The following is a 26,417-nucleotide window of genomic DNA, read 5'->3' on the forward strand; positions in this document are numbered from 1 at the left end:
CCGTCCAGGGCAGCCTGGTGACACCTGAATCAACAAATCAAAAGGAGGTATATCGAATGAAAAAGAATTTTGTAAGAAAATTAACGGCATCCGTTTTATGCGCCGCGCTGGTGGGGTCAATAGCAGGCTGCTCAGGCCTGTCAGCAGAATCCGCCTCTGGCAGCAAAAGCAAAACGTCGGATGAAGCGGAATCTGACAGACCATTGAATCCGGAGGGAACAAAGGTTGGGGTGCTGTGCTCGCCGCTGAGCTGGGGGGAAGAAAACTACAGAATGGTTGAAAAGTGTATTGAGAAATTCGGTGAGGACAGAATTGAAGTGACAACGCTGCCCGAGGATGCCGATGCCCAGACCATCGTGTCCCAGGCGACTACCCTGGCAAGTGAAACAGAGATAGGAGCCATCGTCATCAACGAGGCGGTTCCCGGATCCATCGCGGCAGCGGATGCGGCAAAAGCGGTGAATTCAGAGCTGCTTGTCATCATGGTCAACCCATCCGAGGATCCGCCAGAGGTTTCTAAATCAGCAGATCTCGGTGTGATGACTGTCTTTGAGGAGTTAACCATAGCTGCTGCCGAGCAGGCCGCAGAAAAAAATTGTGAAGTTTTGGTACTTGAAGTTCCCGTAGACCAGCAGGGAATGGAACGGGCCCAGATGAGGATCAATGCCTGCCAGGAAAAATGTGATGAGCTGGGGATCAAATTGGTGACAAATTCCCTTCCCAGTGAATCAGATGCCAATACAAGGCCGCAGATGATCCAGGCAGCAAAAGAGGATATCTATAATAAGCTGGACGAATACGGCAACAATGTTGGGTTTATGTCATTCAGCTCATTCTGCGCCACCGCTATCTTCACTGCTCTTTGTGAAGAGGGCAGAGGATATATTGTAGGGACCCCTGATCCCGGCCCCTTTGGCCCAGGATTTATGGATGCTTTTAATATCACTGCAGATGCAGACCACATTCTGGATATGGATTGGACCAATAAAGCCATTGCCGATGCTCTGGCTGAAAAGAATATGACAGGACATTTCTGCAACTGGGAGATCCCCTATTTTTCAACCATGATGTATGGAAGCATTGCATATGCCATTGCCTACCTGGATGGGGAAGAGAACACCGTTGATATTGACACGTGGATGAAGTACGCCAAAGAAAGTTTTGGCCTGGATGATACACAGGTTGAATATTTCCCATATGAAAAAAAAGGTACCACCTATGACAATTTTGCAATGGTAAATTCTCCGTTCAAGTGGTACGGAGAGGAAATCGGCGTGGAATAACAGCCAAATAACTGAAAAAGGGGCGAAATACCGGCCCCTTTTTCCCAATATCTGTAGGATAAGCGAGAGAGGAAACGCATTATGGGGAAAGAAATTCTTGCTTTAGAGCATATTTCCAAGGCATATTCAGGAAATCCTGTGCTGAATGATATTACGGTTCGCCTGAATAAAGGCGAAGTGGTGTCTTTGGTTGGTGAGAACGGGGCCGGTAAATCAACCCTGATGAATATCCTGTTTGGAATGGGTGTGATCCAAAATACCGGAGGGTTTGAAGGACGTATTTTGTATCATGGACAGCCCGTGGATATTGATTCTCCTAATAAAGCACTGGCTATGGGGATCGGTATGGTCCATCAGGAGTTTATGCTGATGGATGATTACACCATAGCGGAAAATATCAAATTAAATAAAGAAAACACAAAAAAGGGCATTGTAACAAAACCCCTTAAGGGACAGCTTGATGTGCTGGATTATCAGACAATGGGAGCAGAAGCCAGAAAGGCCCTTGACCGGGTAAAACTTACCATCGACGAATGGCTGCCGGTAGCGGGTTTGCCGGTGGGCACCATGCAGTTTGTAGAGATTGCAAAGACCTTAGATAATGAAAATGTACAGGTCTTGATATTTGATGAACCGACAGCGGTATTGACGGAATCAGAATCAAGAGTTCTGTTGGACATAATAAAAGAACTGACGGCAAAGGGAATCGCCTGTCTGTTCATCAGCCATAAGCTGGAAGAAGTATTGGAAGTATCCGATCAGATACTCGTGCTCCGTGACGGTTACGTGGTGGGCGAGTTCGGACGGGGAGAAACAAATGCCCTGGAGCTGGCAAAGTTGATGGTTGGGCGTGAAATGTCCAGGGATGATATTGAAATCAGGGACAAAAGCGGCGAGCCGGTTGTTATGTCTATCCGCGATTTAAAGGTTCAAATGCCGGGGGAACGTGTGGAGGGGATTTCCCTTGATATTTATAAAGGGGAGATCCTGGGCATCTGCGGTTTGGCAGGATCGGGGAAGCTTGGAATTGCCAATGGAATTCATGGTCTGTATCAATCCAGCGGGTCCGTAATCTATGAGGGAGAACCGTTGGATATTAAAAATACCGGAGAGGTGCTTTCGAGAAAGATTGCGTTTCTATCAGAGGACCGTAAAAAGGTGGGGCTGATGCTGGAAGAAAGCATTAAAACAAACTGTGTCATGAGCAGCAGTGTGGTCCGGGGACGCTTTACCAAAAAGGTATGCGGAATCCGCATGGAAGATAAAAAAGCGGCCGAGGAAGCTGCCAACCGGATGATACAGGATCTGCATATCAAATGCACCGGAGCCAATCAGCCGGTGGGCGCTTTAAGCGGCGGGAACCAGCAGAAGGTATGTGTGGCGGCCATGCTGCTTCAGGAGCCGGATATGATCTTCGCATCAGAGCCCAGCCGCGGCGTAGATGTAGGGGCCAAAAAACTAATTCTTGATTATCTGAAAAAACTAAATCGTGAAAATGGGATTACTATTGTGGTGACATCCAGTGAATTAAATGAGCTGCGAAGTATCTGTGACCGTATTGTTGTAGTTGCCAGGGGAAGGCAGACTGGGATCCTTCGGGCAGATGAAGCATCTGAGCAGTTTGGCATTCTTATGATGGACGCGGAAAAAATAGCGGCAGAAGGCGGGGTGGAAGTGTGAAAACAAAGAGTAAAATTAAAATTGTACCATTCATTATTCCAGTTTTTATTCTGCTCATGCTGGTGATACTTGCGGTAAAAGGCCTGTCTGTGGGAGAGTATGTTACGTTGAGTCTGAGGCGTACCTGTATGCTGATGGTCATGGTGCTGTCGGTCACGCCTACAATGTACAGCGGTGTCGGAATAAATTACGGGGTAACGGTTGGCTTCGTCTGTGGTCTTGCAGGAGCAGTCATGGGGATCAGCACCGGATCCTCAGGCGTGATGCTGATGTTTCTTTGCATCCTTTTTAGCCTCCCCTTTGCGATAGCAGCAGGAATTGCCTATGGTATTCTGTTAAATAAAGTAAAGGGTGCGGAGGATCTGATATCCACGTATGCCGGTTATGCCTTTGTGGCCGTGGGTTCCATCATTTGGGTGGTATTAAAACCAAGCAATCAAGCTCTTCGGTTCGCAAATGGAGAAGGCATCCGTACCCAGGTGGCATTGGATGGATTGTTTAAGGACCTTTTGACTAATTTTGCATCTGTTAAAATTGGAAGCCTTGAGATTCCGGTGGGATTCCTGGCGGTGGTACTGGCTTTTTGCGGAATGATGGCACTTTTTATGCGATCTGCAACGGGGAGAAAAATGAAGGTAGTCGGAAACAATCCTGTATACGCCCGCTCCATCGGAATCAACGTGGAGCGTTACCGCCTGTTAAGCGTGGTACTTTCCACGGTACTGGCGGCTGTGGGTATCGCGTTTTATGCGCAGACTTTTGGGTTTTATGAGTTTTATTCCTCGTACTTACAGTTGGGATTCACCTGTGTGGCAGGGGTGTTGATTGGGGGCGCCATTGGAAACAAGGTTACGATGTGGAATGTGATCTATGGATGCTTTCTTTTTGAAACTATTTTGACACTCAGTACGCCAGTGGCCAATAAAGTATTCACTTCAGGATCGATGGCCGAGATCATACGCCTTCTGATCACGAACGGAGTTATCCTTTATGCATTGACAAAACAAGGAGGTGGAGAACATGAAAGATAAAGCAGCGATGGCTGATACCGGCGTCTTACGCATAACTAAAATTTTGAAGGATAATATTGTCGTGCTTTTCTTTCTGGTGTTTACTATATTTATGGTGATAAACGCCGGATCTCCTATGGTTTCCTGGGGACTGGATGCCAGCTCCCGTTTCTTTCGGAATATACTGCTTATTACGGCATTGATTCTTCCGATCATGTCCGGTGTGGGTTTAAACTTCGGTATCACACTGGGCGCTATGGCAGCGCAGCTGGCTTTGGTGCTCATTATGATCCTGCAGATCGACAGCCAGCCCCTTTCCATTGTCTATTGGGCAGTGCTGACCGTTATAATTTCCATAGTCTGCGGTAAGCTTTTGGCGCTGCTCTTTAACAAGACAAAGGGTCATGAAATGATCGCGGGGCTTTTGGTGGGGTTCTTTGCAAACGGTATTTATGAATTTCTTCTGATGGTCCTCTGTGGGGATATCCTCAAAATCGATGTAAACGGCCTGGTCGTAAAAAAGGGTGAGGCCATCAAGGCCACGGTCAGTGTCTCGGACGGACTTACAGGAGTTTTGGACAACGCCTTTCCCATAGCTTATTATTACATTGCCTATCTGATACTGATCATCGCAGTGGTTTATTTTCTGGGAAAACTGGTTTGGACTGTGTTAAAAGGAGACACTGGGCAAAAAAAGGCACAGGCAGTCCAAACTGTGGCGGGGATTGTCATATCTACAGCAATATTCATATTCTGCATGTACAATGAGGGTGTGAAAAGATTTCTTCTGAAGGTGGACTTTCCCTTTGTCACGGCAGTCATATCGTTGCTTGTGATCCTGGCCGTTAGGAGAATCATGAGATCCAAGCTGGGACATGATTTTATATCGGTAAGAAATGATATGCATATTGCCGCTTCGGTAGGGATTAACGTGGACAAAAGCAGAACGATGTCTATTATTCTTTCTACCATCATCGCAGGCTTGGGAGAAATGTTTTATATACAGAACCTTGGAACGATGAATACCTACATCATGCATAATACAGTGGCGATTTATGCCATAGCCGCTATTTTGATCGGCGGCGCCACGGTACGCAGCGCGAACATTAAAAATGTACTGATCGGAAACATTCTTTTCCAGATTATCTATACCTGCGCACCAAATGCGGCAAAAGCCCTGATGGGAAGCTCTCAGATCGGGGAATACTTCCGGGTATTCTTCTGTTATGCGATTATAGCCTTTGCCATAGTCAGCAATGCTATCAAGGAAACAAACGCAGCCAATAAAAAGGCACGGGGAATATAATAAAAAACAGAGCATTTTGGAATCAGATTCTGAAATGCTCTGTTTTTTAAAAATTCCTCTAAAATATAGTTTCTGTCTCTTTGAATTCCACCCCGTGACCGAAGGCTCCATCCATAAGGACCATTTTTCCGGCAAATTCGCTTGCCGCATCCAAACCAGCATAGATGGCGTTCTCTCTTGCGGCGTCATCTGCTCTGTCATGTTCCTTTGACCATTTTATATAGCTTGAGAAAAATGCGGTCAAAAAGGAATCTCCGGCCCCTTGGGTATCCACTGCTTTTACAAGAACCGCATCCCTGTGGTATGTTTTAGAACCGTCAAAGAACCAGGAGCCCTCACTTCCCCTGGTTGCCAGGACCCCTATGCAGCCGAAGGCATAGACCCGCTTCATACGTTCCAGCATTTCATCGATGGTGATATGAGAGCAGGACATAATGGCATAATCAACGTTTTTGCATACATATCTGCAGTACATTTCACTGTATTCCGTGCTGAGATCCATGATGATGGGAACTCCCAGCTCTTTTACCTCTTCCAGGCAATGTTCTGTTGCCGCATATACATCCGTGTGGATCAGATCAAATCCAGCGATGTAAGCCATATCTTTTTTATTGAGGATCAAGGTGAATCCATTACTCATATCAGAACTGTCTGTTTCCGGAAAGAAACGCTCTCCGTCAACAATTTTTACAGCCGGCCGGAGCGTGGGGCCAAAGTGAATGTGGCATCTGCTGGTGTCGATATTCATCTCATCGGCAGTTTTGATAATGTGCTGGGCAGGATAATCGTTACCCACGATTCCCAGATAAGCGGATTCGTTGCCTAGAATAGAAGAATAGGCAGCAAAATTAAAGGAGCATCCGCCGGGATAAATGGTGTTTGTATGGAGATAATGATCGGCCACATTATCTCCCAGCCCTAAAGTTTTAAATGACATGGGAAAACCTCCTTAAAATATTAATACAATAGTAGAACATTAATGTTGACAATTGTATTATATTGTATTATCATAAGTATAACAAAAATGATAAAAAAGTCAAGTATAATTAGGAGGTTTATTATGACAATTAGTTATGTAGTTTTATTCGCGAAGGATATGGATAAGATGCTGGAGGTCTATGTTGATGCCATCGGTCTTGAGGTGAACCAGCGGTATACAACAGAAGAGGGCGAAGACGTGGCATTCTTAGTGGAAAAGGGTAAAACGCCCATGGTAGAGGAACCTTTGCTTGAAATTGTGGTGCATCCGGACAAAGCCAAAGAACTCTCCAGTGTATTTCTGGGATTTGAAGTGGATGATCTTAATACAGCTATCCAAAAGATGAAAGGGGCAGGGATGACGGTGATCCATGAGCCCTATTCTCCGGGGGAAGGGGTATCCATCGTTACCATGACCGGACCGGGTGGAGAAACTATTGAGTTGATGCAGAACTTATAGGAAGTGCATAAGGTATGGGCGCAGGAGGGATAACGAAAAACCGCGGCCGGCAGCTGGCACTTTTTGCCTCCCTTACATGGGGATTTACCATGTGGTCGCGTACGGCTTTTAATTATTATACAGATGCATTGGGCATCAATGCTTCCAGACTTGGAGCCGTCAATTTTATGACTTCCATCGGAAGCATGCTCGGTGCTATTCTTTTGTGCAGAATTGCGGACAATCGGAATTGCCGTACCCGGGTATTAGGGTGTGGGCTGCTTTTATCCGCCGCCATGCAGGGACTTATCTGTTTGTCCTCGTCTTTTGGAGCGATTATTGCGTGTCGTTTTATCATGGGAATCGGATTGGGCTGCGCGTATTCGCTGACCCAGGCCATCGTGGAGAACGCCAGTCTGCCAAAGGAACGTCCAGCCAATGCCGGGATCGTGGAAAACGGAGAAGCTGTCATCAGCACCATGATCGGACCAATGGTCATTGTGTTTGCCATTTCCAGGATCGGCTGGCGGGGAGCCAATGCGATGCTGGCGCTTCCGGTATTTCTGATTGCGGTAATCTGGCTGCGTATAAGCCTGAAAACAAAAGGAGCCGGGACCCGGCCCAGGGAGCAGGCGGCAGAAAGAGTGACTTTCGTTGCGCTTCTTAAGGTGCATAATATGAAGCTTTGCATCATTTTAGGCGTGCTGACACTGACGAATGTATGGACAATGTATAGCTGCTGCCCGATGTACTGGAGCAAAAACGGATACTCGGACACGGAGATGAGCACCATTATGACCGCTATGGGACTGGTCGCGATTCTTGCATGCTTTGTACTGCCTGCGGCATCCAACCGGCTGGGCAGAAAGAAAATCGCAGGTCTGTTTGCAGTGCTCAATGCGGGCGCATACCTCCTGCTGTTTTTGTATCCGGGCAGTATAGTGTCGCTGGTCTGCTTTGTGGCATTTGGCGGGAGTGCATGTACATTATCCATGTTTTTTATGGCGCTGATCACCACAGAAAGTGTAAAGCCCCAATATGCTGCGTCTGCGATTTCACTGGTCAACGCCACTTCTGAAATCTGCGGAGGGGCGGTGGGACCGTTGGCAGCCGGCTTAATAGCGGATGCTTTCGGGGTAAAAACAGCCATGCTGTTTGCCGCTGTCTGTATGGCGGCCGCTGCTGTGCTGGTTACATTTCTTAAGGAAACAGCCCCCGGGCTTGAAAAGGAGAGATAACATGAAAATATGTATTGTTGGAACCGGTTCCCAGGGTACCGGACTGGCAGGCCTTTTATCCATGGAAGAAGATGTGGAAAGGCTTGTGATCGCAGATTACAGCGAAAAAAACCTGAAAATATGCCTGGAGCTCATTCAGACTTTGGGCAGCAGAATCAAGGTAAAGGATATCCGGGCAGAAAAGGTAAATGCCAGTGACGTCCTGGATGTGGCCCGTGTGATCGCCGGGTCGGATGTAGTTTTCAACGGAATTATCCCGAAGTTCAACCTCAGCATTATGAAGGCATGTATCCGGGAAAAATGTCATTACCTGGATTTATTTGCCTCCCCCTACGAAAGTGAAGGGATACCCAGGGAAGAGACCATCGGCGCTCAGTTTGAATTGGATCAGGAATTTAAAAGAATAGGGAGGACAGCCCTTCCAAGCATTGGAATGTCGCCGGGCTGGACAAGCCTAGCATCTCAGTACATGATGGAAGGCATGGATGAGGTGGAGAATGTGATTCTGCGCTGGGGAGATTACATCGATTCAGATGAATTTATCGCGCCCATCTCTCCGATTACGGTTTTTGAGGAATGGTTCGGCGCGCCGTCACCCATGCGCAATGAAAATGGCCGGGCAGTCAAAGTGGATTTGTTAGGCAGTGAAGAAGAATTTGAATTCCCCAGCCCCATTGGAAAGAGGAAGATCTATACAGTGACGGCCCATCCGGACATCGTACTGATTCCTATGTTTACAGATAAGAAAATCCGGATCTGTGAAGAAAAAGGCGGTATTTACCTTGGAGATATGACCGTGAAGGATATGTGGATCAAAGCGATCCAGCAGGCAACCTCCAGGCAGGGGGATGAAAAAGAAAACATTAATATGATGGAGGAATTCTCCAAGGCATTTGTTTCACCCATGGAGTACGCCCGGCTTTTAAAGGAAGGAAAGATCCGGGATCACAGCGTATGCTTTACCTGTGAAGCGGTGGGATGGAAAGATGGGGGCAGGGTCAGCCACATCTGTTATTATACAGCAACCCTGAAAGAAGCTGTAAAACACTTACCCTGGGCTTCACCGGCAGTCTACGGCACCATTGGAGGCATGCCCATTGAGCTTGTGCTGGCGCTTGGCAGGGGCGAGATCGGGCAGAAGGGTGTATGGTCCATAGGCAGCCTGGGCATCGCGGATAAATTAAATAAAGCAATGGCTAAGAGAGGACAGATATTAACAGAGAAGATTGTAAGAACGATTGTATAAGGAGCAGAATATGAGGATAACCATTATAGGATGCGGGGCGCAGGGGACCGGGCTTGCCGGCCTGCTGGCCATGGAGCAGGATGTAGAACGGATCGTATTGGCAGATTATAGTAAGGAGGCAGTGGAAAAAGCGGCTGCGTTGGTGAGGACACTGGGGAATAAGGTGGCTGCAAAGGAAATCCTCCAGGAGCAGGTGAATGCAGGAGATGAAGAAGATGTAAGGCGTGTAATCCATGGTTCGGATATATGCTTTCATGGAATTCTTCCTTGCTTTAACTTGACTATTATGAAAGCCTGCTTAAAGGAAAGGGTAAATTATCTGGACCTGATCGCACTGCCGGGAGGCAAAGAAGAGGGGCATGAGACCATCGGGGCACAGCTGGCCCTTAGCCGGCAATATGAAGAGGCCGGACTTATCGCTGTTCCCAGTGTTGGGATCTCTCCGGGCTGGACCCTGCTTGCTTCAGAGGAGATGATCGGACGGCTGGACAAGGTAAACGAAGTGGTCCTGCGTTTTGCAGATTATCTGGAGACAGAGGAATTTACAACCTCCATCAATCCGGCCTTTATGTTCAGCGAGTGGATCGGAGGACCACATCCCAGTGCATGGAAGGACGGAAAAATCATTGCTGAGGATATGTTTGAGAGCGAAGAAGAGTTTGAATTCCCGGAACCGATCGGCAAACGTAAAATTTACACCTGTACATCCCAGCCGGATATATCAATGATACCAGCATTTTCCAATAAATACATTCCATACTGTGTGGAAAAGGGAAGTGCAAACACAACAAAATACGGACTGACCGATATTTGTCTGCGTTCACTTATCAAAGCAGCTTCCTCTGATGCCCCAATCCCCCAAGGCAGCACTGTGCTGGATGTGCTCGGCAGCACCATGATCCCCCCGACAGAACACGACAGACTTTTTGCAGAGGGAAAGATCAAGGATCACGCAACCTGCTTTTCGGTGGAAGTAAATGGCTATCAAAATGGAGAGTTTGTGCGGTATATTCAATACAATCATTGCACAAAAGCTACAGCAGTCAAATATCTGCCGTGGAGTACACCGGCAGTCTACGACACAGTGGGAGGCCTACCGCTCATCTTGATCCTGATGATCGGGCGGGGAGAACTGAAAGCCAAAGGCGTATTTAGTGTGGGGCAGCTTGGGATCGCTAGAAGAGTAAAAGAGGAACTGTCGGAAAGGGGACACGATATCACCGAACGGGTGATCCGAGGATAAAGAAATTATTTTTTCTAGAAACAGTTTCACATTCTCCCTTAGGAGTATCCCAAAGATTGCGTAAACCTTCAAACTGCTGTAAGATAAAATCTCATTTTTGACAGTATGAGAAATAAAAATCGCTATATCCCGCATGATTACTGGGGTACAGCGATTTTTTGCATGGTCGCAGACTATAGTAATTTATTCCCTCCCTTTACTTTTCTTCTGGATTGTTTTCATTTTACTCTTGGTTATAAACTGATAATCGGTTCGAAATCCAGATTCCTCAATCTGCCATCTTCCTTCGCTAACTCTTAAAATGTCATTGACATCGTCATCCAGAAGATCTGTGCATACAGCATAAAGTCCGTCATACCTGGATTCTTCTGCGATCTTACCCTCATCCAGATAGTGGTGAATAGCAGCAGCTTCTCCTTCTTTTGTAGCTGCTGCAGATCCAATAAAATGTGCTGGAACGTTTGGATTTAAAAAAGCAGGTTTTATGCGGCTGCAACGTATTTATCCATTATTCAACTGTTAAACTTTCGGGCATACGTAATACCTGCCCTGCGGGCAGGCGTACGTTTCGTACGGCAAAGTATAATTTGACGTACGAAATTGGGTATGATACTATTAAAATCAAGATATGAATTGCAAATATCGATGTATTTAAAAGGAGAAAAGATATGAGTATCTTAATCAAAAATGGACGTGTCCTGGATCCGGACACCCAGACGGATAAAGTATGTGATGTTTTTATACAGGAAGATAAGATAAAAGAAGTCGGCGAAAAGCTGAAAGTAAAGGCAGCCAGGGTGATTGACGCGAAAGGCTGTTTTGTTATGCCCGGACTGATAGATATACATGTGCATTTGAGGGATCCCGGGCTGGAGTATAAGGAAGATATCCTTTCCGGTGCGAGAGCAGCAGCCAGAGGGGGATTCACTACCATACTGGCCATGCCTAATACGAAGCCGGTGATTGACCGCCCGGACCGGGTGCGTTATGTCCACAAAAAGGCGGAACAGCTGGCACCTATCCACGTTCTCCAGGTGGGAGCTATCACCATGGGACAAAAGGGCGAGGAGCTGGCAGACATCAGGGGCATGGTAGAGGAAGGGATTCCGGCCATCAGTGAAGATGGAAAGTCTGTAATGAATGCGCAGTTATATAAGGAAGCAATGGAAATAGCAGCCGCCTGCGGCATACCGGTTCTGGCACACTGTGAAGACATTAATATGGTGAACGGCGGCTGCATGAATGCGGATGAAAAAGCCAGGGAACTGGGACTTCCGGGGATTACCAATTCCGTGGAGAACGTGATAATAGCGAGAGATATTCTGCTGGCCAGAGATACCGGGGCAAAACTCCATCTCTGCCACTGCTCCACGGGGGAAAGTGTGAAGATGGTGGAGATGGCCAAAGCGGACGGAATCCACGTAACTGCAGAAGTATGTCCCCACCATTTTACCCTGTCTACCGATGACATCAAAGAGAATGACTCCAACTATAAAATGAATCCCCCTCTTCGTACTAAAGAGGATGTACAGGCCTTAAAAGAGGGGCTGAAGAATAATATTATGGATGTGATCAGTACAGATCATGCACCTCACAGCAAGGAAGAAAAGAGCCAGTCTATGAAAAAAGCACCTTTTGGGATAGTAGGGCTTGAAACATCGGTGGCTCTTACCATCAGTGAACTGGTGGAGCCGGGGATTCTGACTCCTATGCAGATGGCAGAAAAGATGAGCTATAATCCGGCGCAGGTAATCGGCAGTGAGCGGGGGTCTCTTGCAGTTGGCAAACCCGCGGATGTTGTAATTATAGACCCAAAGGCGGAATATATCGTTGATGCCAGAAAGTTTGACTCTAAAGGTAAGAATACGCCGTTTCACGGGCGTAAGGTTACCGGAAAAGTGAAAATGACGATCTGTGACGGACAAATCGTTTATCAGGATTAATAATAAAATGGAAGCATGATAATATGGAGGAATACAGATGATTAACAAGCTGGTAGCAAAAATACAGAAGACAAACGCACCCATTGTAGTGGGATTGGATCCCATGCTGAACTACATTCCGGAGCATATTCAGAAGAAGGCATTCCAGGAATACGGAGAGACTTTGGAGGGCGCGGCAGAGGCAGTCTGGCAGTTTAACAAAGAGATCGTTGATAAGACTTATGACATTATTCCTGCAGTAAAGCCTCAGATTGCAATGTATGAGCAATTTGGAATTCCGGGAATGATTGCGTTTAAAAAGACCGTAGATTACTGCAGAGAAAAGGATCTGGTAGTGATTGGAGATATAAAACGCGGTGATATCGGCTCAACCTCCTCTGCATACGCAGTGGGCCATCTGGGAAAAGTAAAAGTGGGTGACAAGATCTATGCGGGCTTTGATGAGGACTTTGCAACGCTCAATCCTTATATGGGGGCAGACAGCGTCCAACCGTTTATAGAGGTGTGCAAAGAGGAAAACAAGGGTATTTTTGTTCTTGTAAAGACCTCTAATCCCTCCAGCGGAGACTTCCAGGATCAGTTGGTGGACGGAAGGCCGCTGTATGAGCTGGTTGGCGAAAAGGTAGCTGAGTGGGGAGAAAACCATATGGGAGATACCTACAGTTATGTAGGTGCCGTGGTAGGCGCTACCTATCCGGAGATGGGAAAGATTCTGAGGGAGATTATGCCGAAGGCATATATCCTGGTGCCGGGCTACGGTGCGCAGGGCGGTCAGGGAAAGGATCTGGTTCATTTCTTCAATAAAGACGGACTGGGAGCCATAGTAAATTCCTCCAGGGGAATTATCGCATCCTACAAACAAGAAAAATATGCGAAATTCGGGCCTGAGAATTTTGGTGATTCTGCACGCCAGGCAGCACTGGACATGATAGAGGATATCAGCAGTGCGCTGGGAAGATAAGAGAACAGGAGAAGCGCATATGTCAAAGAAAACAAATGAGATGAGTCAGATACTCAGCCAGGAAAAGCTCGCCAGCGATGTATACAGCATGTGGCTGAGGACCGAAGAGATTGCAAAAGAAGCAAGCCCCGGACAGTTTGTTTCCGTATACAGCCGGGATGGGAGCCGGGTGCTGCCCAGACCCATCAGTATATGTGAAGTCGGCGAAGATAAAAGAAGTCTTCGGCTGGTATACCGTGTAGTGGGAAAAGGTACCGAAGAGTTTTCCGCTCTGAAGGCGGGAGACAGCCTCTCCATTCTTGGCCCCCTGGGCAATGGATTTCCTTTGGAGCGTGCTGCCGGAAAAAGAGTTTTCCTTATGGGAGGCGGGATAGGAATCCCCCCTATGGTAGAAACAGCAAAGGCACTGGAAGGGGACAAGCATATCATTGCAGGCTACCGGGACGAACTTTTCCTCCAGGAAGAATTGAAGAGATACGGAAGGCTCTATACGGCTACCGAGGATGGAAGCGCCGGCACGCCGGGAAACGTACTGGACGCCATGATGGCCAATGGATTGACGAAGGAGGAGGGCCGGGAGCCGGAAATTATCTTTGCCTGCGGTCCGAAACCAATGCTCAGGGCCATCAAAGCCTATGCACAGGAGATGGAGATTGAGTGCTGGATCTCGATGGAGGAAAGGATGGCCTGCGGAGTCGGAGCCTGCCTGGCCTGTGTATGCCAGTCAAAAGAGATAGATGAACACTCAAAAGTGCATAATAAGAGAGTCTGCAAAGACGGCCCTGTCTTCTTAAGCACGGAGGTAGAATTATGATAAATACAAAAGTAAACCTGGCCGGCGTAGAGCTTAAGAACCCGGTGATGACAGCCTCGGGCACCTTTGGATCCGGTGTGGAGTACAGTGAACTTGTTGATTTGAACCGTTTAGGGGCAGTAGTGACAAAGGGAGTGGCCAGCACCCCCTGGACAGGGAATCCCACACCCAGAATCGCTGAGACTTACGGAGGCATGATTAACGCGATTGGCCTTCAGAACCCGGGGATGGAGGTGTTTTGTGAACGCGATCTTCCTTTTCTGGAAAAGTTTGATACCAAAGTAATTGTAAATGTCTGCGGAAAGACAAAAGAAGAGTACTGCAGGGTGGTTGACCGCCTTTCCAATGAGAACGTAGATATGCTGGAGATTAATATTTCCTGCCCAAATGTGAAAGAAGGGGGCATTGCCTTCGGACAGGATCCCTTTGCTGTGGAAGAGATTACTGCGGCTGTGAAAAAGTATGCCAGACAGCCAGTAATTATGAAACTGAGCCCGAATGTTGCGGATATTACAGAGATGGCAAGGGCTGCAGAGTGCGGAGGGGCAGATGTACTGTCGCTGATTAATACACTTACAGGGATGAAGATTGATATCAATAAAAGAACCTTTGCAGTTGCCAATCGAACCGGGGGGCTTTCCGGACCGTGTGTAAAGCCGGTGGCAGTGCGCATGGTATATCAGGTGGCCAATACAGTGAAGCTTCCGATTATCGGTATGGGAGGGATCGCCACGGCCGAGGATGCCCTGGAATTTATTCTGGCAGGAGCATCCGCTGTGTCGGTAGGAACTGCAAACTTTTTTAATCCCCGGGCTACGCTGGATGTGATTGAAGGGATAGAGTCTTATATGCAGAAAAATAAAATTCAGGATATCCAAGAACTGATAGGTGTGGTAAAATAATACAGGAATAACAGACGGACGAGAGTTCCAGCTATTCTGCTGCAGACAAAAAGCAGGGCATAAAGATCGATTCGGGAGGACTCACATGGAAGCATATAAGAAGGAATTCATTGAATTTATGGTAGATTGTCAGGTGTTGAAATTTGGGGATTTCGTTACAAAGAGCGGAAGAAAGACACCATTTTTTGTCAACACTGGTTTTTATAGAACAGGGGCACAGCTTCGCAGACTGGGGCAGTACTATGCAAAAGCCATCCATGACACATACGGACTGGATTTTGACGTGTTATTTGGACCGGCCTATAAGGGGATCCCTCTGACTGTGGCTGCGACTATGGCAATCAGCGAACTTTACGACAGAGACATCCGGTATTGTTCCAACCGGAAAGAAGTGAAAGACCATGGAGATAAAGGTATATTGCTGGGAAGTCCCATACAGGATCATGACCGGGTGGTGATTATCGAGGATGTAACCACCGCCGGAACCTCCATACAGGAAACCTTGCCTATTATCAGGGCGCAGGGGGATGTAACACCTGTAGGCCTGGTGGTTTCCGTGGACCGCATGGAACGGGGACAAGGTACCAAAAGTGCATTAAAGGAAATTGAAGAGAAATACGGACTGCAGACCACAGCCATTGTTACTATGGCGGAAGTGGTAGAACACTTATACAATAGAGAGTACCAAGGAAGAGTAGTAATTGATGATGCAATGAAAGAAGCCATCGACAGATACTATGAACAATATGGAGCCGAGTAAAGAAAGGAAAGTGTTCGCAATGAGTGAGAAGATATACAAAATGGTGTCAAGGGCAGGGGTATGGAATCTTGTCCTGGGGATTATAGTATTAGTGACAGGGATTGCTGCGGGAACGATGTTGATTATAAACGGCGGCAAATTGATAAAACAAAAATACGAGATCATGATTTAACATCTATAGAGAAAAGTCACACGCGGACCGTGTGACTTTTTAAACTGTCTGGAATGAGGAATGAAAAATTGAAGAAAGAAACAAAACGGCGAATAAAAAGGATAGGTACGATCCTGTTTGTGCTGTATATTCTTGTTCTCATCTACTTCCTGTTTTTTTCTGAGGGATTTGGCAGAGGACAAGGGGCAGAGAGAGTATACCGATATAATCTCACCCCGTTGAAAGAGATCAGAAGGTTTTGGGTTTACCGGGAACAATTAGGGTTTGTAGCTGTTTTTACCAATTTGGTGGGCAATGTAGTCGGATTCGTCCCATTTGGCCTGATTCTTCCTGTGATAAACCGCAATACCAGAAACTTGTTCTTTATCGGATTTGCCGGATTTGCCTTGAGCCTTTGTGTGGAATGCATCCAGCTGGTTGGAAAGGTAGGAAGCTTTGATGTGGATGACATGATCCTGAATACGGCCGGAGCAGTACTGGGATATTTGATATTTGCAGTTTTCCACGGGATTTATAAGATAAAGTTTGAACACAAGCGCAGGAAAAGGAGATGAGAAGGTGGGAAAAAGATATAAATACACATTTGCCAGGAAGAAACAGTCAGAGGGGGGGATTACCTCTTCGGTTATGGCATTGATCTCTGTCCTTCTGTTTCTCACAGGGGCAGTTCTTTCCTTCGCCTTTCAGGGAAAGGGCGGCCTGTATCTGGGAGCTATGGGACTGGTGGCCATAGGCGTTTCAGTCTATGGATTTATCATTGGATTAAAAAGCTTCTCCATAGAGAACCGGGCATATACCTACAGCAAGGTAGGGGCGATAGCCAACGGTGTTCTGATGGTGGGCTGGCTGGGATTATTTTTGATAGGAGTGTAGATGGATGGACGACAGGCTGATAAAACAGATGGATTTTATTCTGGAAGTAGACAAAATTAAGAACATTACCAGGCAGACATATTTGTCTGACGGGAAAAGAAAAGAAAATGATGCGGAGCATTCCTGGCATCTGGCTCTTATGGCAGTGCTTCTCAGGGAACACGCCAACGAAGAGCTGGATCTGGTGAAGGTGATGACTATGGTGCTGATCCACGATATCGTAGAGATCGATGCGGGGGATACGTATGCATATGACGATGCCGGCAATACTACAAAAAGAGAACGGGAAGTGCGGGCGGCGAACCGGATTTTCGGCCTCCTTCCGGAGGATCAGGGAGATATGTGTAAGGAACTTTGGGAAGAATTTGAGCTTGCAAAGACCCCTGAGGCAAAGTTTGCCCATACCCTGGATAATTTTCAGCCGCTGATGCTTAACAATGCTGCGGACGGAAAGTCGTGGAGAGAACATGAGGTAAAGAAATCTCAGGTTATGAAGCGAAATGAACACACAGGGGAGGGGTCCAGAGTCATCCGTTCTTATATGCAGCAGCTGATCGATAAAAATGTGGAGTGTGGGAATTTAAAAAATGAGTAAAGAAGAGATGATTGACGAGCGTTACCAGCTGGTAACCGGACGCATCGGAGAAATTCATAGGGAGGAATCTGTGCCGGAACCTTTCAGGGAGTATTTCCGGAAGACCGCAGGATTTATTGGTCTTACAGCCCAGGTTCTGGAAAAAATGCTGAGCGGCTGGGCAGAGACTGCGGCAAAAGAGGAATTGAAGGAATGGAATGACAGGCTGTACGAAGACATTTTGCCGGCCAACTATGGGACCTCCTATGGGAATCCGGCATATGCGGTCTCTGTTCTCGGAGAAGAGTATGGGCAGCTGCTCAGCTTTTTATATACAGAGATCAGAGGTCTGATTGTGTATGCTTATGAGAAAAGAAAATGGGATTTTACGGTAGCCGCAGAGCTTTTCGCAGAAATCTACACTATGTTTCAGGAGGAGATTCCGAAAGCAGAAACTCTAAGGGAGACCCTGTACTGGTATATAAGCGACTACAGTGATGAGATGGCGGCTTATCGGGTGCGCGAATCACTGGATCCTTCTCTTTCGTTCGCCAGAGATATCATTATGGAAGAGGACCTCAGCGATGAGAGGTATCTTTATCTGTTCGGCGAGTATATTTCAGATAATATCTGTCGGGTGTCTGCCTTTTTAAATACGCTGTCCCAGGAGGAAATTGATGCAATGGCGTCAACTTATACAGAGGGATACAGGATTGGCTTTGAGACAACCGGGAAGGATATCAAAAAGAAGAAGACTGTAAATATACGCTATCAGCTGGGATTTGAAAGGATGATAAGGGCGGCCGTTCTTCAGTTTGAAAAAATGGGACTGCAGCCGGTGATCTACCGGGCGGCAAGCCACGCAGTCAATAAGAGACAGCACCTGCGCATCGGCTATTATGGTGCAGTTCCCAATAAGCAGTATGATTACGATCACAGGGGGGACGCCGCTCTGTATCTGGATCAGGAATTTGTGCAGAGAAAGCTCAGAGTGATGCAGGTGGCATATGAAAAAATGAAGGAACTGGCCGCTGTGCACGGGGGGCCTGCGGTGGTGGAGGTGTTCGGGGAGGAGCCGTTTGTACCTATGTCCTGTCCTCAGGCCATGCAGCTCTCTAAAGCCCAGCAAAAGCTTCAGGTAACCTATGACAGTGAAGCAGGCCAGATTACAAACCGCTATATCAAAGGAGAAGAGAGAAGCTTTACAATTATTGCCTACCCCGTACCTGAGATAGGAGAGGACTTTCCGGATATTTTCCGTGAGACGGTAAAGATTAATACCCTGGATTATAAGCTCTATCAGCAGATTCAGCAGAGGATTATTGATGCTCTGGACACCGGAGACAGGGTTCATATTAAGGGACAAGGCGGCAATCAGACAGACTTGACCATTGCCCTGCATCCTTTGGCAGACCCAAAGAGACAGACAAACTTTGAAAACTGCGTGGCGGATGTGAATATTCCGGTGGGGGAGGTCTTTACCTCGCCTCTGTTAAAGGGAACCCGGGGAATCCTTCACGTAAGCCAGGTATACCTGAATGAGCTCTGCTACAGGGATTTGAAGATTACATTCCAAGACGGCAGGATTTCAGACTATTCCTGTAAAAACTTTGACTCAGAGGAAGAAAATAAAAAGTATATCTTTGAGAATCTGCTCTTTCATCATGATACACTCCCTATGGGGGAATTTGCCATTGGCACGAATACAACTGCCTATGTTATGGCCAGGAAGTATGGAATTGAAGGAAAACTTCCTATTCTGATTGCTGAGAAGATGGGCCCGCATTTTGCTGTGGGAGACACCTGCTACAGCTGGGCGGAGGATACCCCGGTATACAATCCGGATGGGAAGGAAATCATTGCCAGGGACAATGAGGTATCCATTCTCCGCAGGGAGGACATTTCCAAAGCATATCTGGGATGTCATACAGATATTACGATACCCTATGATGAATTAGAGTCTGTTGCCGTCATAATGCCGGACGGGCGAGAGACAGCAGTGATCCGGGATGGTAGATTTGTCCTTCCGGGCACAGAGGAGCTGAACCGGCCGTTTGAGGGCGGAATTCACATTGACAAGAATTACAAGTCTTAGTAAAATTGATAAAGGTAATATGGCTGCTCTTGTTTTTATCTGGCAGCATATGATAAAGATTAATCAAAAGAAAAAAGGAGAATGACAATGGCTAAAGTTGGAATTGTTATGGGTAGTGACTCTGATATGCCTGTTATGAGCAAGGCGGCAGATATGCTGGAAAAGCTGGGGATTGATTATGAGATGAAGATAATCTCTGCTCACAGAGAACCGGACGTATTCTTTGAATATGCAAAAACAGCAGAAGAAAAAGGATTCAAGGTAATTATAGCAGGTGCAGGCATGGCGGCTCATCTGCCGGGTATGTGCGCAGCAATTTTCCCGATGCCGGTCATTGGAATTCCTATGCATACAACCTCTCTGGGTGGAAGGGATTCCCTCTACTCTATTGTTCAGATGCCTTCAGGCATACCTGTAGCAACGGTTGCAATCAACGGCGGTGCCAACGCCGGAATACTGGCAGCCAAGATTCTGGCCACCTCAGATCCTGAGCTTTTGGCAAGACTGAAAGCATACACGGAAGAGTTAAAAGAGCAGGTGGTTGCCAAAGATGAAAAGCTGCAGGCTGTAGGCTATAAAAATTATACAAAGTAAGAAGCATCCAGTAAGATACGGAGGAGAAAAATGGATTATAAAAAAGCAGGTGTTGATATTGAAGCAGGTTACAAATCAGTAGAGTTAATGAAGGAGCATATCAGGAAAACCATGAGACCGGAGGTCCTGACGAATATTGGAGGGTTTTCCGGAGCCTTTTCTATGGATGCTTTTAAAAACATGGAGAAGCCTACCCTTGTATCAGGAACAGACGGGGTGGGTACAAAGCTGAAGCTGGCATTTATTATGGACAAGCATGACACCGTAGGAATCGACTGTGTGGCTATGTGTGTCAATGACATAGCCTGCGCCGGGGGTGAACCTTTGTTTTTCCTGGATTATATCGCTTGCGGGAAGAATGTACCGGAAAAAATTGCTGAGATCGTTAAAGGGGTAGCAGACGGATGCGCGCAGTCCAATGCCGCCCTTATCGGCGGGGAAACAGCTGAGATGCCGGGATTTTATCCGGAAGACGAATACGATTTGGCTGGATTTGCCGTGGGCATTGTAGATGAAAAGGACCTGATTACAGGGAAAGATCTGAAGCCGGGAGACATATTGATCGGCATGGCTTCCTCCGGAGTGCACAGCAATGGCTTTTCCCTGGTTAGAAAAGTATTCGATATGACAAAGGAATCCCTTGCTGTTTACTACGACGCATTGGGCAGTACATTAGGAGAGGCGCTTCTTGCTCCTACCAAGATTTATGTAAAAGCTCTGAAGAGTGTAAAGGATGCCGGTGTGCGGATACGTGCCTGCAGCCATATCACTGGCGGCGGCTTTTATGAGAATGTGCCCAGAATGCTCAAAGAGGGTGTCTGTGCAGTTATTGAAAAGGATAGTTATCCAATCCCCCCTATCTTCCCTATGATGGCAGAACAAGGCAAGATTGACGAGAAAATGATGTACAATACTTATAACATGGGACTTGGGATGGTTTTGGCTGTTGACGCTGCCGATGTGGATAAAACGATGGAAGCCATCAAAGCCGCAGGGGAAGCTCCTTACGTGGTAGGACGCGTGGAAGAAGGAGAAAAGGGAGTGAAATTATGCTAAAGGCGGCAGTACTTGTGTCCGGAGGAGGGACGAATCTTCAGGCAATTATCGATGGAATTGCCAAAGGAACGATTACGAACACCAAGATAGAGGTTGTCATCAGCAACAACCCGGGCGTGTATGCCCTGGAACGGGCCAGGAAGGCCGGCATCCCTGGGAAATGTATCTCCCCTAAGGCATTTGCGGGCAGAGAGGAATATTATGATGCGCTCCTGGAAGAACTGGCGTCTTATCAGGTGGATCTGATTGTTCTGGCCGGATGTCTGGTAGTGATTCCTAAAAAAATGGTTGATGCATATCCCAACAAAATAATAAATGTGCATCCCGCTCTGATTCCTGCGTTTTGCGGTACCGGTTATTACGGGCTGAAGGTTCACGAAGGTGTTCTGGCCCGTGGAGCAAAGGTGACCGGAGCAACGGTACATTTTGTGGATGACGGTACCGATACGGGACCTATTATTCTGCAGAAGGCTGTGGAGGTTTTACAGGAGGATACCCCCAAAACCCTCCAGCAGAGGGTGATGGAGGAGGCAGAATGGGTTATTATGCCGAAAGCCATTGATTTGATTGCGAATGATAAAGTAGAGATTGTGGATCACAAGGTCAGAATTAAGGAGTAGACAAGATGAAAGTACTTATTGTTGGAAGCGGAGGAAGAGAACACGCCATTGCGTGGAGCGTGGCCAAAAGTCCTAAGGTGGATAAGATTTACTGTGCACCGGGAAATGCGGGCATCGCGGAATATGCGGAATGTGTAGAAATAGGCGCCATGGAGTTTGACAGATTAACTGCATTTGCAAAGGAGAATGCGGTGGATCTAACCATAGTGGGCATGGATGATCCACTGGTTGGGGGGATCGTAGACGCTTTCGAGGCAGAGGGGCTCCGGGTATTTGGCCCTAGAAAAAATGCTGCTATTCTGGAAGGATCGAAAGCATTCTCCAAGGATCTAATGAAAAAATATAACATACCTACAGCTGCCTATGAAAACTTTACAGACGCCCAGGCGGCATTGAACTATCTGGAGACGGCAGAATTTCCCATAGTACTGAAGGCCGACGGACTGGCGCTGGGAAAAGGTGTTCTGATCTGCAATACCCTGGAAGAAGCTCAGGAAGGGGTAAAAACCATTATGCTGGACAAGCAGTTCGGTACAGCAGGAAATATCATGGTCATCGAAGAGTTTATGACCGGAAGGGAAGTTTCTGTTCTCTCCTTCGTGGACGGTAAAACGATTAAGACCATGACTTCTGCCCAGGACCACAAACGTGCCAAGGATAATGATGAGGGACTGAATACAGGGGGCATGGGAACCTTTTCCCCGAGCCCTTTCTATACCGAAGAGGTGGATGCTTTCTGCAGAGAGAACATTTATCAGGCTACAGTGGATGCAATGGCGGCGGAAGGAAGACCCTTTAAGGGAATCATCTTCTTTGGCCTTATGCTTACAGAAAAAGGCCCCAGGGTTCTGGAATACAATGCGCGGTTTGGAGACCCTGAGGCCCAGGTAGTGCTTCCGAGAATGAAAAATGACATTATTGAGGTAGTAGAAGCATGTGTGGACGGAACTTTAGATCAGATTGATCTGCAGTTTGAAGACAATGCGGCAGTGTGTGTAGTGCTGGCATCGGACGGATATCCTGTGGCATATGAAAAAGGATTCCCCATCCACGGTCTGGAAGCATTTAAAGACAGGGATGGATACTACGTTTTCCATGCAGGGACCAAGTTTAAAGACGGTGAGATCGTAACCAATGGAGGACGCGTTTTGGGAGTGACGGCTAAGGGGAAGGACTTGAGAGAAGCCAGGAAAAACGCGTATAAGGCCATTGACTGGATCGAGTTCGAGAATAAGTATCATAGAAATGACATAGGAAAAGCAATTGATGAAGCGTAGATAACAGAGGGCTATCTCTAGTCACAGATTAGAGGCGGCCCTTTTTCATCTTCTTTGGGTTTATCTTGTTATCTTTGCAGGAAAGTATTAAAATAAATAAAATAGATGCTTTAAATAAATGAACAAGGTGTCAAATATGAAAAAAGCGATTACAAAAAGGCTGGCGACGATAATACTTGCATTTATGATTCTTACCCTCTGTCTGAATTACGTGCTCCAGGTCCATAATGCCCGCAATGACATGTATCTGGATGCCAAGAATAAGTTTTGGCAGATTAACCAGATTCTAAAACAGAATGAAAAAGAGACGGAACAGGTGAAGGAAGATCTGAAGGCAAACTGCCTGATCCGCGCCAAAGCAGCAGCATATATTCTCCAGTACAGGCCGGAGATTACAGAGGATCAGGAGGAGATGGAAAAGATTGCCAGACTTCTCCAGGTAGATGAGTTCCATCTTTTTGACAAAGAAGGAACGCTGTATGCCGGATCAGAGCCAAAGTATTTTGGCCTTAATTTTACGTCCGGTGAGCAAATGCAGTTCTTTCTGCCTATGCTAAAAGACAGGGAACTGGAGTTATGTCAGGACATCACGCCCAACACTGCCGAACAAAAATTAATGCAGTATGCTGCAGTTTGGAGAGAGGACGGGGAGGGGATTGTTCAGATCGGGCTTGAACCTGACCGGGTTCTGGAATCCATGAAAAAGAATGAGCTGTCGTACATATTTTCTCTTGTGACAGCTGACTCCGGGACAACCATCTACGCCATAGATCCGGGTACCTACCAGATCTTAGGATGCACCGACGGGGAACTGGCAGGAAAGAGCATAACAGACGTTGGCGTAGATCCGGGAACAAAGATGAATCAGGGATTTTCTGCAAGGGTAAACGGGGAGGACAGCTATTGCGTATTTACAGATGGGGATTCGGTGATCCTGGGGATTACGGAATCCAACCGCGGCTTATACAAAGACGTGAACAGCAATTGTCTTCTCACGGCTGTATACCTGGTTCTGATTTCCATTATCATGATAGTGTCCATTTCGAAATATATGGATTACTATGTGGTCAGGGGAATCTCCTCGGTAAATCAGAGACTGGAGAAGATTACAAAGGGGAATCTTGACACTAAGGTAGAAGTGGAAACTACCCCTGAATTCAAGGAGCTGAGCGGCAGAATTAACCTGATGGTAGACAGTCTTCTGGATACCACAAATAAATTGACTAAGATACTGGAAGCGGCCAGGGTTCCCATTGGTGTCTACGAATACAATAAGGATATGAAACGGGTAATGGCTACCGGAAGAGTGGCGGATATTTTAATGCTGACAGAGGAGGAGGCCAGGGAACTTCTTCTGGATCATGTACTGTTTGAAAAGAAGCTGGAAGATATTCGTCTGCATCCGGTTACAGGGGGTAAGGATGTGTACCGGCTGCCCGGAGAGAGGGAACATTTTATCAGAATGAACACATTCTCTAATGCCAATAGTATCTTAGGCATTATTATTGATGTGACGGAAGACATGGTTGAGAAGCAGCATATTGAAAAAGAGAGGGATATTGATCTTCTCACTGGTCTTTACAGCAGACGGGCTTTCTACAGAAAAATGGAAGAACTTTTCAAGGCCCCTGAGGAACTTGGGCATGCAGTCATTCTCATGGCGGATGCAGATAATCTGAAGAAAGTAAATGATGACTATGGACATGAAAACGGTGACCGTTATCTTCAGGGGATTGCCGTGATTCTTCGGTCCTGCAAAGCAGAAAAGCAGGTACTGGCACGGATTAGCGGAGATGAGTTTGTGGTATTCCTGTATCAGTGCCGGGACAGGGAAGTTCTGTCTGCACATATCAGGGAACTTCTTCTGACAATGAAGGGCTCTACGGTTGAACTTAGCAACTCCAAGGAGATTCCGGTCCGGTTCTCTGTAGGCTGTGCATATTATCCGGAGGACGGCAGAGACTACCGCGAACTTTTGAGTCTCTCGGATCACAATATGTATCAGTCAAAAAGGAACAGAGAGCGTTAGTGTTCCAGGATTTGAAAAAGAGGGTTATATTATGAAACACAAGGATCGCATGAATGTGGCGGAGCTTACCCGGGAGCTGGTGAAAATAGACAGCACCAATCCCGGAGAACAGGAAGGTAAAATCGGGGAATATATCACATGGCTTCTCAGAGATACTGGGGCAGAAGTAACTGCGATGGAGGTTTTTCCGGGCAGGTATAATCTCAGGATGCGTCTGCCGGGGCAGGAGAATACCCCGCAACTGGTATATATCTGTCATATGGATACCGTAGTTATCGGTGACGGATGGACGGCAGATCCCTTAGGCGGAGAACTGCAAAATGATCGGATCTATGGGAGGGGAGCCTGCGATATGAAGGGCGGCATAGCCTGTGCGATCTCTGCATTTAAGTACATAGCCGATAAACAGGCAGCGCTCAGGCATCCCTTTGCCCTTATTTTTACTGTGGATGAAGAGGAGAATATGAAAGGGGCGGAAGCCGCTGTGGAAGCCGGGTGGGTTGATCGTGAGAGCTGGGTACTGGACACGGAGCCTACCAATGGAGAGATACAGGCTGCCCACAAGGGAAGACTGTGGCTGGAGATTGTGGCGGAGGGAATCACGGCCCATGCCAGTACCCCCTGGAAGGGAGCGGATGCTGTGGCGGCCATGGCAGAAGTTACAGCATCTATCAGGAAGCAGGTCAGTGCCTGCCCCGTACACGGGTATCTGGGACCCAGCACAGTAACGTTTGGCCAGATTCAGGGAGGGTACCGTCCTTATGTAGTGCCGGATCGATGCCGCATGTGGGTGGATATGCGGCTGGCACCTCCCATTGACCGGAAAGCGGCGGTATCTATGGCAGAAAAAGCTATGGAAAGGGCCGAAAAAGAGGTACCGGGGGTAAGCGTGTCGTATAAGGTCACCGGGGATCGGCCGTATATTGAGATGGAGGAACAATCGGTACTTCTCAAGACTTTGCGGGAAGTGTGCAGCGAAAAGACAGGAGCTTCTGCCAAGGTGACTGCCTTCCCCGGATATACAGATACTGCAGTGATTGCAGGGATGACAGGATGCCCCAATTGTATGTCTTATGGTCCGGGCAGCCTAGAGATGGCTCACAAGCCGGATGAATATGTTCCTTGTGCGGATCTGTTAAGGTGTGAGGGCGTATTGAAAGCACTGGCTGAAAAAATATTATTATAGCTGATAGTATACGGTTTACAGAACTGTGAGGCGCAGAGATCATTTTAGAGAGAATGATTTCTGTGCCTTTTGCAATGAAATTGTGAAAGCGAGTTATTTTCATTTGACACTCGGTCTAAAAAGGATTAAGATAGAGAA

Annotated in this window: 25 protein-coding genes; 24 read left to right on the top strand and 1 reads right to left on the bottom strand. The window is 47.1% G+C overall.

Going from position 1 to position 26,417, the window contains the following annotated elements; genetic code table 11:
• The first annotated feature begins 56 nt into the window (after positions 1 to 56).
• The 4 genes from ACGHCT_RS08635 (at position 57) to ACGHCT_RS08650 (ending at position 5,279) form a co-directional block, all read left to right on the top strand.
• Positions 57 to 1,283: a DUF3798 domain-containing protein gene (locus tag ACGHCT_RS08635; RefSeq protein WP_390439511.1), complete on the top strand. Its 1,227-nt coding sequence runs from the start codon at positions 57 to 59 to the stop codon at positions 1,281 to 1,283.
• 81 nt (positions 1,284 to 1,364) lie between these two features.
• Positions 1,365 to 2,963: a sugar ABC transporter ATP-binding protein gene (locus ACGHCT_RS08640; protein WP_390439513.1), complete on the top strand. Its 1,599-nt coding sequence runs from the start codon at positions 1,365 to 1,367 to the stop codon at positions 2,961 to 2,963.
• Positions 2,960 to 3,994: an ABC transporter permease gene (locus ACGHCT_RS08645; protein WP_390439515.1), complete on the top strand. Its 1,035-nt coding sequence runs from the start codon at positions 2,960 to 2,962 to the stop codon at positions 3,992 to 3,994. The genes ACGHCT_RS08640 and ACGHCT_RS08645 overlap by 4 nt, the downstream gene beginning before the upstream one ends.
• On the top strand, positions 3,984 to 5,279 hold the full coding sequence (locus ACGHCT_RS08650; protein ID WP_390439517.1) for a hypothetical protein: 1,296 nt from the start codon (positions 3,984 to 3,986) through the stop codon (positions 5,277 to 5,279). Before ACGHCT_RS08645 ends, ACGHCT_RS08650 begins: the two co-directional genes overlap by 11 nt.
• Positions 5,280 to 5,337: 58 nt before the next feature.
• Here the strand turns inward: ACGHCT_RS08650 and ACGHCT_RS08655 are convergent, their stop codons facing one another.
• Positions 5,338 to 6,216 carry a PfkB family carbohydrate kinase gene (locus ACGHCT_RS08655; protein WP_390439519.1) on the bottom strand — a complete coding sequence of 293 codons (879 nt, stop codon included), beginning with the start codon at positions 6,214 to 6,216 and terminating at the stop codon, positions 5,338 to 5,340.
• Between the two features lie 123 nt (positions 6,217 to 6,339).
• On the opposite strand from ACGHCT_RS08655, the gene ACGHCT_RS08660 reads away from it, so the two are divergent.
• The 20 genes from ACGHCT_RS08660 to ACGHCT_RS08755 all read left to right on the top strand — a co-directional run bounded on the left by ACGHCT_RS08660 (position 6,340) and on the right by ACGHCT_RS08755 (position 26,279).
• Complete coding sequence (locus tag ACGHCT_RS08660) at positions 6,340 to 6,717, top strand: VOC family protein (RefSeq protein WP_390439521.1); 378 nt, start codon at positions 6,340 to 6,342, stop codon at positions 6,715 to 6,717.
• Between the two features lie 14 nt (positions 6,718 to 6,731).
• A complete protein-coding gene (locus ACGHCT_RS08665) occupies positions 6,732 to 7,934 on the top strand; it encodes an MFS transporter (RefSeq protein WP_390439523.1) in 1,203 nt (400 codons plus the stop codon).
• 1 nt (position 7,935) lies between these two features.
• Positions 7,936 to 9,180, top strand: coding sequence for a saccharopine dehydrogenase family protein (locus tag ACGHCT_RS08670; RefSeq protein ID WP_390439525.1), 1,245 nt, complete (start codon positions 7,936 to 7,938; stop codon positions 9,178 to 9,180).
• A 10-nt stretch (positions 9,181 to 9,190) separates the two neighbouring features.
• A complete protein-coding gene (locus ACGHCT_RS08675) occupies positions 9,191 to 10,423 on the top strand; it encodes a saccharopine dehydrogenase NADP-binding domain-containing protein (protein ID WP_390439528.1) in 1,233 nt (410 codons plus the stop codon).
• A gap of 668 nt (positions 10,424 to 11,091) precedes the next feature.
• Positions 11,092 to 12,366, top strand: a complete 1,275-nt coding sequence (locus tag ACGHCT_RS08680; protein ID WP_390439530.1) for a dihydroorotase — start codon at positions 11,092 to 11,094, stop codon at positions 12,364 to 12,366.
• 37 nt (positions 12,367 to 12,403) lie between these two features.
• Positions 12,404 to 13,327 (top strand): orotidine-5'-phosphate decarboxylase, encoded by a 924-nt coding sequence (gene pyrF / locus ACGHCT_RS08685; protein ID WP_390439532.1) that lies wholly within the window; start codon positions 12,404 to 12,406, stop codon positions 13,325 to 13,327.
• 19 nt (positions 13,328 to 13,346) lie between these two features.
• A complete protein-coding gene (locus ACGHCT_RS08690) occupies positions 13,347 to 14,141 on the top strand; it encodes a dihydroorotate dehydrogenase electron transfer subunit (RefSeq protein WP_390439535.1) in 795 nt (264 codons plus the stop codon).
• Entirely contained in the window at positions 14,141 to 15,043 is a 903-nt protein-coding gene (locus ACGHCT_RS08695) for a dihydroorotate dehydrogenase (protein ID WP_390440156.1), read from the top strand. The genes ACGHCT_RS08690 and ACGHCT_RS08695 overlap by 1 nt, the downstream gene beginning before the upstream one ends.
• An 85-nt stretch (positions 15,044 to 15,128) precedes the next feature.
• The gene (gene pyrE, locus ACGHCT_RS08700; RefSeq protein WP_390439537.1) at positions 15,129 to 15,803 is read left to right on the top strand and encodes an orotate phosphoribosyltransferase; all 675 of its coding nucleotides are present in this window, start codon (positions 15,129 to 15,131) and stop codon (positions 15,801 to 15,803) included.
• 19 nt (positions 15,804 to 15,822) lie between these two features.
• Positions 15,823 to 15,975 (top strand): hypothetical protein, encoded by a 153-nt coding sequence (locus ACGHCT_RS08705; RefSeq protein ID WP_167594282.1) that lies wholly within the window; start codon positions 15,823 to 15,825, stop codon positions 15,973 to 15,975.
• A gap of 68 nt (positions 15,976 to 16,043) precedes the next feature.
• Positions 16,044 to 16,529, top strand: coding sequence for a VanZ family protein (locus ACGHCT_RS08710; RefSeq protein ID WP_072854237.1), 486 nt, complete (start codon positions 16,044 to 16,046; stop codon positions 16,527 to 16,529).
• A gap of 4 nt (positions 16,530 to 16,533) precedes the next feature.
• Positions 16,534 to 16,848, top strand: a complete 315-nt coding sequence (locus tag ACGHCT_RS08715; protein ID WP_072854238.1) for a hypothetical protein — start codon at positions 16,534 to 16,536, stop codon at positions 16,846 to 16,848.
• A 4-nt stretch (positions 16,849 to 16,852) separates the two neighbouring features.
• Entirely contained in the window at positions 16,853 to 17,443 is a 591-nt protein-coding gene (locus ACGHCT_RS08720; protein WP_072854239.1) for an HD domain-containing protein, read from the top strand.
• Positions 17,436 to 19,517, top strand: coding sequence for an aminopeptidase (locus tag ACGHCT_RS08725; protein ID WP_242946794.1), 2,082 nt, complete (start codon positions 17,436 to 17,438; stop codon positions 19,515 to 19,517). The genes ACGHCT_RS08720 and ACGHCT_RS08725 overlap by 8 nt, the downstream gene beginning before the upstream one ends.
• An 87-nt stretch (positions 19,518 to 19,604) precedes the next feature.
• Positions 19,605 to 20,111: a 5-(carboxyamino)imidazole ribonucleotide mutase gene (gene purE, locus ACGHCT_RS08730; RefSeq protein ID WP_072854240.1), complete on the top strand. Its 507-nt coding sequence runs from the start codon at positions 19,605 to 19,607 to the stop codon at positions 20,109 to 20,111.
• A 30-nt stretch (positions 20,112 to 20,141) separates the two neighbouring features.
• The gene (gene purM / locus ACGHCT_RS08735) at positions 20,142 to 21,167 is read left to right on the top strand and encodes a phosphoribosylformylglycinamidine cyclo-ligase (protein ID WP_072854241.1); all 1,026 of its coding nucleotides are present in this window, start codon (positions 20,142 to 20,144) and stop codon (positions 21,165 to 21,167) included.
• The gene (gene purN, locus ACGHCT_RS08740) at positions 21,161 to 21,787 is read left to right on the top strand and encodes a phosphoribosylglycinamide formyltransferase (protein ID WP_072854242.1); all 627 of its coding nucleotides are present in this window, start codon (positions 21,161 to 21,163) and stop codon (positions 21,785 to 21,787) included. The genes purM and purN overlap by 7 nt, the downstream gene beginning before the upstream one ends.
• 5 nt (positions 21,788 to 21,792) lie before the next feature.
• Positions 21,793 to 23,064, top strand: coding sequence for a phosphoribosylamine--glycine ligase (purD, locus tag ACGHCT_RS08745; protein WP_390439543.1), 1,272 nt, complete (start codon positions 21,793 to 21,795; stop codon positions 23,062 to 23,064).
• A gap of 136 nt (positions 23,065 to 23,200) precedes the next feature.
• The gene (locus ACGHCT_RS08750; RefSeq protein ID WP_072854244.1) at positions 23,201 to 25,093 is read left to right on the top strand and encodes a diguanylate cyclase domain-containing protein; all 1,893 of its coding nucleotides are present in this window, start codon (positions 23,201 to 23,203) and stop codon (positions 25,091 to 25,093) included.
• A 31-nt stretch (positions 25,094 to 25,124) separates the two neighbouring features.
• On the top strand, positions 25,125 to 26,279 hold the full coding sequence (locus ACGHCT_RS08755; RefSeq protein ID WP_390439546.1) for a M20 family metallopeptidase: 1,155 nt from the start codon (positions 25,125 to 25,127) through the stop codon (positions 26,277 to 26,279).
• The last annotated feature ends 138 nt before the right edge of the window (positions 26,280 to 26,417 follow it).

Source organism: Lactonifactor longoviformis, from assembly GCF_042848515.1.
Taxonomy (GTDB): Bacteria; Bacillota; Clostridia; order Lachnospirales; family Lachnospiraceae; genus Lactonifactor; species Lactonifactor longoviformis.

Coding starts and splice junctions, on each gene's coding strand:
- ACGHCT_RS08635 (WP_390439511.1), top strand. CDS start 57: ATGAAAAAGAATTTTGTAAGAAAATTAACGGCATCCGTTTTATGCGCC.
- ACGHCT_RS08640 (WP_390439513.1), top strand. CDS start 1,365: ATGGGGAAAGAAATTCTTGCTTTAGAGCATATTTCCAAGGCATATTCA.
- ACGHCT_RS08650 (WP_390439517.1), top strand. CDS start 3,984: ATGAAAGATAAAGCAGCGATGGCTGATACCGGCGTCTTACGCATAACT.
- ACGHCT_RS08655 (WP_390439519.1), bottom strand. CDS start 6,216: ATGTCATTTAAAACTTTAGGGCTGGGAGATAATGTGGCCGATCATTAT.
- ACGHCT_RS08660 (WP_390439521.1), top strand. CDS start 6,340: ATGACAATTAGTTATGTAGTTTTATTCGCGAAGGATATGGATAAGATG.
- ACGHCT_RS08665 (WP_390439523.1), top strand. CDS start 6,732: ATGGGCGCAGGAGGGATAACGAAAAACCGCGGCCGGCAGCTGGCACTT.
- ACGHCT_RS08670 (WP_390439525.1), top strand. CDS start 7,936: ATGAAAATATGTATTGTTGGAACCGGTTCCCAGGGTACCGGACTGGCA.
- ACGHCT_RS08675 (WP_390439528.1), top strand. CDS start 9,191: ATGAGGATAACCATTATAGGATGCGGGGCGCAGGGGACCGGGCTTGCC.
- ACGHCT_RS08680 (WP_390439530.1), top strand. CDS start 11,092: ATGAGTATCTTAATCAAAAATGGACGTGTCCTGGATCCGGACACCCAG.
- pyrF (WP_390439532.1), top strand. CDS start 12,404: ATGATTAACAAGCTGGTAGCAAAAATACAGAAGACAAACGCACCCATT.
- ACGHCT_RS08690 (WP_390439535.1), top strand. CDS start 13,347: ATGTCAAAGAAAACAAATGAGATGAGTCAGATACTCAGCCAGGAAAAG.
- pyrE (WP_390439537.1), top strand. CDS start 15,129: ATGGAAGCATATAAGAAGGAATTCATTGAATTTATGGTAGATTGTCAG.
- ACGHCT_RS08705 (WP_167594282.1), top strand. CDS start 15,823: ATGAGTGAGAAGATATACAAAATGGTGTCAAGGGCAGGGGTATGGAAT.
- ACGHCT_RS08720 (WP_072854239.1), top strand. CDS start 16,853: ATGGACGACAGGCTGATAAAACAGATGGATTTTATTCTGGAAGTAGAC.
- ACGHCT_RS08725 (WP_242946794.1), top strand. CDS start 17,436: ATGAGTAAAGAAGAGATGATTGACGAGCGTTACCAGCTGGTAACCGGA.
- purE (WP_072854240.1), top strand. CDS start 19,605: ATGGCTAAAGTTGGAATTGTTATGGGTAGTGACTCTGATATGCCTGTT.
- purM (WP_072854241.1), top strand. CDS start 20,142: ATGGATTATAAAAAAGCAGGTGTTGATATTGAAGCAGGTTACAAATCA.
- purN (WP_072854242.1), top strand. CDS start 21,161: ATGCTAAAGGCGGCAGTACTTGTGTCCGGAGGAGGGACGAATCTTCAG.
- purD (WP_390439543.1), top strand. CDS start 21,793: ATGAAAGTACTTATTGTTGGAAGCGGAGGAAGAGAACACGCCATTGCG.
- ACGHCT_RS08750 (WP_072854244.1), top strand. CDS start 23,201: ATGAAAAAAGCGATTACAAAAAGGCTGGCGACGATAATACTTGCATTT.
- ACGHCT_RS08755 (WP_390439546.1), top strand. CDS start 25,125: ATGAAACACAAGGATCGCATGAATGTGGCGGAGCTTACCCGGGAGCTG.